A 7,184-nucleotide genomic window follows, 5' to 3' on the forward strand; every position below is an offset into this window, starting at 1 on the left:
GGCTGCAGACCGAAATAATTGATAAAGTTGGGAATAAAACATTCTTTATGTTTAATTTCCATTGAATCAAAGGCACAACCATCTGAATCAATACCAATCAGAAATTCGCTTTTCTTTTGAAACTTGGTATCCAGTGGATTTTCCGACACAATCTTCTCCCATTTTCTATTTCAAAATAATCTTTTATTTAGCCGGGCGATTCAAAAACATGTTTTTCTGAACCGGTGTGGCATATTTTCAAGTTTTATCTGTCTGCCTGAGGAACATACTTAGGCAGTTTTTGATCTGAGAACAAAGGCTGCAGTTGAGCTAATCGCATACGGCCATTGATCAGCGGAATACTGGGCCAATCGTTACCGACGAGAGGTTTGCAATACTTCACAAAATCGTCGGTGACGTCCATTCCATCCGCAGTGATCCAGGCTTTAGGGAAAGTGCGTTCGCTGTTGGCAACTTCCGACAAGGGGACTTTGTCGTAGCGGACGTTATAACCCGGGCCCGCTGTGCGAAGAATCGTCGACATATATCCTGATTCGCCTGCAGCTGCCAGTAAGGCTGCTTTCTGGCCTGCGCCATATGCTTCATCCAGGTCAACTGTCGAGGCATAGGCGATGTTATGGCGTTGGTCCGTTCCCGGAATGTTTGCCCGCGCTGCCCCCTTCACTGCCAGACCTCTTTGATTCAGCTCGTTTACCAGCAGCTGAGCCACGGTCAGCTGGCTGGAGCTGAACTGTGTATGACCAAAGGAGTCTTTGGTTTCGCCGATATCTCCGAGCGAGAGCCCTTCGCTGACGACCACAATCAGGCGTCCGTCTTTTTTCAGCTGCTCATTTACCTGTGCGTGGATCTGTTCAATGCTGACAGTCGTTTCTGCCAGATAAATCTGCATGGGAATTTTACGTTGTGGATCTGCCAGCCGCGCTGCAGCAGGAATGAAGCCGATTTTGCGACCCATGGCCTGCAGAACCAGTACCGGGTCAGCCGGGCAGCTGCCTCGATTTTCTTCGTTTGCCATTTGAACCATACTCATCCAGTAACGGGCGGTACTTCCATAACCGGGAGTGTGGTCAATCAGTTTGAATTCACTGTCACCGACATCGTTGTCAATGGTTTTGGGAACGCCGATGCCGACGATATCAACGCCGCGCTCGGTAGCCATCTGGGCGACTTTGTTGGCGGTATCCATCGAGTCATTTCCGCCGATGTAGCAGAAGTACCCGATATTATGGGCTTTGAAAACTTCCACGATGCGGTCAAAGTCTTCGTTCTGATGTTCTTTCAGTTTATAACGGCAGGTTCCTACTGAACCAGCAGCCGGGGTAACTCTTAACAGAGCAATTTCTTCAGGAGATTGGCCACTTAAGTTGAGCAATTCTTCTTTCAGAACTCCTTCGATTCCATGCCAGCCGGCATAGATCGTGCCGATTTCGGGTAGATCTCGGGCCGTCTCGACTAACCCCCGCAGGCTGTTATTGATGACTGGTGAAGGACCACCAGATTGTGCCACAATCATATTTTTAGGACTTGCCACGTTTTCTCCTCACTCTACTGTTGTATGTTTGAAATGTTCATGCCGGAAATTCGGCAGAGCAGATCCGGTTGTTGCTTTGAAACCCGTTCAAATTGATCGCATTTAAACCGTCATTCTCGATTCCCGAATTTAGTTCTCTCTTCCTTAAACGGGAAAATGACTGTCTCCTCACGAATCAATTAAGGCGATTACGAACGCTTCCCACAAGGTCTAAGGCGATTATAAGAAGGCCTCTTTTGATAAAGCATGATTCATAAACAGTTTATGTAAAATGCTCTCACTGCCTGAGCGGGCAGGATGTAGCCATTATCCAGTATGGGTGATCGTGCTAATAGACTCACAAAGACTTGTTTTCACTTACACAGCCGGAATATTACCCGATTTTGTGCGCTAATTCAAAGTATCGCCGTGTTACCAATAAAGAAAGTTCCGGGAAAGTTTGAGGCGGGAAATGCAAAATAACCCATCAGGCTTTATTTATTGGGAATCAAGGTAACTCTGGTGCCCTCGATTTGATATTTCAGCTTGAAGGATCTGAAGAGAGAATCAAAAAATTCCTGTGCATTGGCTTCATTGACGGAAATATCAATCTGCTGACCGAGATCGATGCCGGCATCGGCCAGCTGGTCTTCGTCGTACTCAAATTCGATTCCTGATTGCTCCAGTTTTTTCATGATCGCGAGCAGCGGAACATTTTTCACCCACAGCGTAAATTTCCGTCGTTGAACAGGAATCGCATCGACTTTTTGTGGCATTGTGTTGCGGAAATTCGCTCCGGGATTCAAAAATTGTTCGATTTTTTCATGGAGTTCGCTTGAAGCACTGACTGTAATCGTTTTTCCGGATGAGGCCACGCTCAGTTCGGGAAACGTTTCTTTCAGGCGGCGGGTCACAGCGACAACCGAACTGCCGCGTGGCGTATAGGTCTTTTCAATCGTGACGGTATCGGGAATCGGAATGAGTTGGATCTGTGTGGCCTGCTCCTCCCAGCGATAGGTTAAATCAAACTGAATCAGGATTAATGAGAGTGCTTCGATTGCATTGACTGAAGTCAGTGTGCCATGTGTCCAGAGGTCATGGGGAATCTGGTTTCCGTTGTTGATCGTAATCTGATAGGCGGCGGCGATTTGTCTGAGAATATCCGATGGCTGGTCCAGATCCTGGTAGTGGAATGTTTTTTTTCGGCTGAGAAAAAGGACTCGTGATTTTAATTCCGCACCGGAATCCGCGAGTGCAGCGAGTTCTTCTGATTTCAATTCCAGTAGCGTTTTTAGTTTGGATGCCGCTGTTTCTGGACCAATATAAATCGTACTGCCCACAATTTCTGTTTTGGCATGAGCCAGAGCAGCAAGTTTTTGCAGCCCCTGCTCGAGTGTCAGGTTTTGAAGATCCAGTTTCAGCTTCAGTGACGGATCGATCCTGCGATCAAGAATAATCGAGATGTTTTGCGTACTGCAAATGCGCTGAATCACAGAACGGATTTCGACATTAGACCAGGACGCCGAAAAAGGCTGCGATAATACCCTGCGAAAATTTCTGTCCGTCAGGTATTTGGGAGTCTCCCGATTCAGGACAATCGATTGATTTTCGGAGATCTGAGCAGCGAAAACCGACGGGATTATTCCGGTTGCACTGGAAACAAGGATCAGATTAACCAAAATCCACCAATTCAAGTGGGATTGCTGCCTTTTCACAATGCGGGGCTTTCTATCAGGACCGTACTTCAGAGGGGTTGTCTAGCCGGAAAAACACAAATCAAGTGCTGGAGTGTTACAGGCTTCCATGATAACATAGTAACAAGGGGTTTTCCTGTCATACTTCGTCTATCAGGTATGTGATAATACTTATCTTTTGTGAGTCAATGCTTTATGCAGAAAATACAGGCTGTCGGAATCGATTTGGGAACTACCTATTCCTGTATTGCTCATCTGAACGAGCATGGAGAACCGGTTACGATTCCCAATCAGGAAGGGGAATTATCCACTCCCTCAGTTGCCATGTTTGATGGTGCTGAGGTGATTGTGGGAACAGAAGCACTGCGGCATGCGATAGTCAATCCCCGTAATGTTGTACAGCATGCGAAGCGTTTTCTCGGAAAATCAGACTTTCGCTGGGAGATCGATGGTCGGTTTTTTACTCCGAAAGATATTTCTGCCTTTGTTTTAAAAAAGCTGCTCGCAGCCGCAGAGGAACGTATCGGCCCTGTTGAGACGGCGGTGATTACCGTTCCCGCTCTCTTCAGTGATGTACAGCGCCAGGAAACGATTGCAGCTGCGAAACAGGCGGGTTTAAAGCAGGTGGATCTGATTAACGAACCGGTAGCAGCTGCCCTGTGTTACGTTCTGGGATCGGAAGGAATGTGGTTTGCCGAACTGGCTGAAGAACAACGGATTCTGGTCTACGATTTGGGCGGCGGTACATTTGATCTTTCATTGGTAAAGTATCATAAAGATGAAGTCAACGTCATCGCCAGTGGCGGTGATTTAAAACTGGGGGGCATTGACTGGAACAGCAAATTACAGGCAGCAATTGCAGAACAGTTTTTTAATGAATTTGGCGTGAACCCCAGTAACGATCCCGAAAGTCTGCAATATCTGGCGAATGAAGTGGAACAGGCAAAACGCAGTCTGACCGTCAGGCCTAAAACGACTCTCGCCTGTCAGGTAGGATCAAAGCGAAAAACGTACCAGATTACGCAGTCTCAATTTGAATCACTCACCAAGGGGCTGGTTGATCAGACAACCAGCATCACCCAGGCGTTGTTAAAAGACAATCGCATGGGCTGGGCTCACGTTGATGTAGTGCTGACGACCGGTGGTTCCTCACGGATGCCGATGATTCGCGATGCGTTAAAACAAGCGAGTGGAACAACCCGCAATCTTTCACTGCCACCAGACCAGTCGATCGCTCATGGAGCTGCTTATTATGCGGGGATGCTGTTGAGCAACCGCGAATATGCAGAGTCGATCCTGACGACAGAGGCTGCCAGTCGGCTTTCGAAAATGAAGCAGCACAGTGTCAATGCCCGCTCTCTCGGTTTTCTGGTACGTGATCAGCAGGGACAGCAGCGCGTGCCGCATTATCTTCTCCCGGCCAATACCAAATTGCCGGCATCAGTCAGACACACGTATGGGACGGTATCTCCAAACCAGCGCCGCGTGCATTTGAAATTAATCGAAAGTGGTGCCTCACAGGATGAACCATTTGTTGTCTTAGGGAACTGTGTTATTGAAGGGTTACCCGCTGATTTACCTGTCGATTCGAAAATTGAAGTGTTAATAGAATACGATTCCGAAGCCCGGGTGCATGTCTCCGCCAGAGATCTTGCCAGCGGCAAAGCGGCAGAAATTGAAATCACGCGCGAACAGAATCTGGTCACGAAGACTCCCGATGCGATCCCACAGAAACCGGACGTTCATGACAAAGCTGATCTTGAGCAACCTATCATGCTGAAAGAAATTCTGGATCAGGCTGAATCAGTCAATCCGCCAGAGAATAAAAAAGAACCTCCTACTAAACAGCCACTTCCAGCAAAACCGCAGCGAGCAGTTCGTGGTCTGGATAGTTCAGAGCGTCCGATTGCATTATGTGGTCAATGTGGTGAACCGCAACTGGGGCCGCCTGGTTCAGGGTGTGCTACTCCTGAAAAACATTCTCAGGGTGTATTAGCATCTCGCTCAGCGCCGCCTCAAAAAAAGAAAAGGCAGCCGGCTCCGAATAGCGGGCAACAGAAGAAGACGCCTGGAAAGCAGTCGGGATCTCCACGATCCGTCGCAGCTCAGCCAAAGCCTCAAAGACAAAACAAACCGCGACCCCAAGCGAAGCCGACCGGTCAGTTGGACGCGGCTGAAAGTGAGTTCTGGGACCTACTGGAAGATGCTTAAGGTAAGTCACACTGCTTGCGATGAAAAAATCATATTTGCCGAAGACTAACAGGATTTAAATATCAGATGAAAATTGAACGGATTGAATTGTTTCATGTGGCAATGCCTCTCATTTATCCCTGGCGAACTGCGTATGGCGAGGATGCTGCCATTCATTCCGTGTTATGCCGCATGGTAAGTGGCTCCGTCGAAGGCTGGGGAGAAAGCACACCGCTCGCTGCTCCCTGTTACAGTCCGGAATGGGCCGGTGGTGTTTTTCAGACCGTTGCTGAATGGCTGGCACCGGCGGTGATTGGTCAGGAAATCAACAGCGGCCAGGCGATGCAGGATCGACTGTCTCTTTATAAAGGGAACCCGTTTGCCAAGGCGGCTTTGGATAATGCCTGGTGGAGCTTGCACAGCAGAATCAGCGGTGTGCCTTTACATATTGCATTAGGGGCTACGAGAAATGAAGTTCCGGTCGGTGCGGATTTTGGAGTCATGGATCATGTGGATGAGTTGATCGAAGTCGTGGGAACAGCCGTAGCGCAGAAGTTTCCGCGGATCAAACTCAAGTTTCGACCTGGTTGGGATATCCCGATGCTCAAAGCAATTCGGACTAACTTTCCAGATGAGACGTTTCACATCGATTGTAACAGCGGATATCGGATTGAAGATGCCCCCTTGTTTCAAGCCATCGATGAATTTCAGCTGGCAATGATCGAACAGCCGTTGCAGCACGATGATCTCACAGATCATGCACGGTTACAGGAATTGATTCAAACTCCGGTTTGTCTGGACGAAAGTATTACTCACCCTTATCGCGCTCAGCAGGCAGTCAACTTAAAAAGCTGCCGGATTGTGAACGTCAAACCGGGACGCGTCGGCGGGCTCACAAATGCGGTGAAAATACACGATTTATGCCAACAGGCAGGGATTCCCTGCTGGGTGGGGGGCATGCTGGAAAGTGCAACCGGTGCCTCGCATTGTGCCGCTTTGGCGATGCTGGATAATTTTACCTATCCCGCGGATATTTTTCCGAGTGAAAAATATTACCGTGAGGACCTTGCCGAATTTCCACTCACTTTATCAGACATGGAGGGAGGTCTTCCCGGCGTCAAAGCGTTTAAGGAACTGCCTGATCCCGATTTTCGCCGTTTAGAATCCCTCACGATTCAAAAGAAAGTGATCAAACCGTAAATCGCGGTCGGTTCAAACGTTCATTGTTCGGTGGCGTCAGGATGAGGGTGAAGTGGATGAAGTATTGAATTAAGTTAAAAAATGTTCCAATAAAAAGGCTTTATTGGGGAATAACAAGATGTATCGCAGCATCTTTCTACATAGAGAATCAGGTTATGTCATTACAGAACCAGAACAATTCGGAAGCACTTACGATGTTGGTTGATCAATACTATCAGCTACTGTTTCGATATGCCTATCGCTTGTCGGGCGACAGTGCCGATGCAGAAGATCTTACCCAGCAGACTTATTTGATTGCTCAGAAAAAACTTTCTCAGCTGCGTGATATGAGCTTTGCACGTGCGTGGCTTTGTACGATATTGCGCAATTTGTTTTTGAAAAATGTTTCGCAAAAAATCAGGCCTGTCTCTCTCGATCAAACGTTTGACCTTGTTTCTGAAGCAGCAGTCGTCCCTGAATTAACCTCGCAGGAGTTGCAGTGTGCTCTGAACGAGCTGCCGCAAGATTTTCGAATCCCGTTATTGATGTTTTATTTTGAAGAGCGATCTTACAAGGAAATTTCCACAGAACTTTCGATTCCTCTGGGAACT

The 7,184-nt window shown here is 47.9% G+C and carries 5 protein-coding genes and 1 pseudogene; 3 read left to right on the plus strand and 3 right to left on the minus strand.

Features of this window, described 5'->3' with window-relative positions; translation table 11 throughout:
• From Q0294_RS23485 to Q0294_RS17925, 3 genes and pseudogenes are all read right to left on the minus strand, one after another.
• Positions 1–149 (minus strand): annotated as a pseudogene (locus Q0294_RS23485) (HAD family hydrolase); the annotation flags it as partial.
• Between the two features lie 95 nt (positions 150–244).
• Positions 245–1,531 (minus strand): diphosphate--fructose-6-phosphate 1-phosphotransferase, encoded by a 1,287-nt coding sequence (locus Q0294_RS17920; protein WP_299468184.1) that lies wholly within the window; start codon positions 1,529–1,531, stop codon positions 245–247.
• Between the two features lie 473 nt (positions 1,532–2,004).
• Positions 2,005–3,003 (minus strand): DUF4974 domain-containing protein, encoded by a 999-nt coding sequence (locus Q0294_RS17925; protein WP_299468185.1) that lies wholly within the window; start codon positions 3,001–3,003, stop codon positions 2,005–2,007.
• A gap of 396 nt (positions 3,004–3,399) precedes the next feature.
• Here Q0294_RS17925 and Q0294_RS17930 point away from each other — a divergent pair, with 396 nt between their 5' ends.
• From Q0294_RS17930 to Q0294_RS17940, 3 genes are all read left to right on the plus strand, one after another.
• Positions 3,400–5,415 carry a hsp70 family protein gene (locus Q0294_RS17930; protein ID WP_299468187.1) on the plus strand — a complete coding sequence of 672 codons (2,016 nt, stop codon included), beginning with the start codon at positions 3,400–3,402 and terminating at the stop codon, positions 5,413–5,415.
• Between the two features lie 66 nt (positions 5,416–5,481).
• Positions 5,482–6,594, plus strand: coding sequence for an o-succinylbenzoate synthase (gene menC / locus Q0294_RS17935; RefSeq protein WP_299468188.1), 1,113 nt, complete (start codon positions 5,482–5,484; stop codon positions 6,592–6,594).
• A gap of 155 nt (positions 6,595–6,749) precedes the next feature.
• On the plus strand, positions 6,750–7,184 hold a 435-nt coding region (locus tag Q0294_RS17940), incomplete at its 3' end, for an RNA polymerase sigma factor (protein ID WP_299468189.1).

Source organism: uncultured Gimesia sp. (genome assembly GCF_937919775.1).
In the GTDB taxonomy this organism is placed as follows: domain Bacteria; phylum Planctomycetota; class Planctomycetia; order Planctomycetales; family Planctomycetaceae; genus Gimesia.

Bases quoted from the DNA above. Each gene is read 5' to 3' on its own strand.
- Q0294_RS17930 (WP_299468187.1), top strand. From the start codon at position 3,400: ATGCAGAAAATACAGGCTGTCGGAATCGATTTGGGAACTACCTATTCC.
- menC (WP_299468188.1), top strand. From the start codon at position 5,482: ATGAAAATTGAACGGATTGAATTGTTTCATGTGGCAATGCCTCTCATT.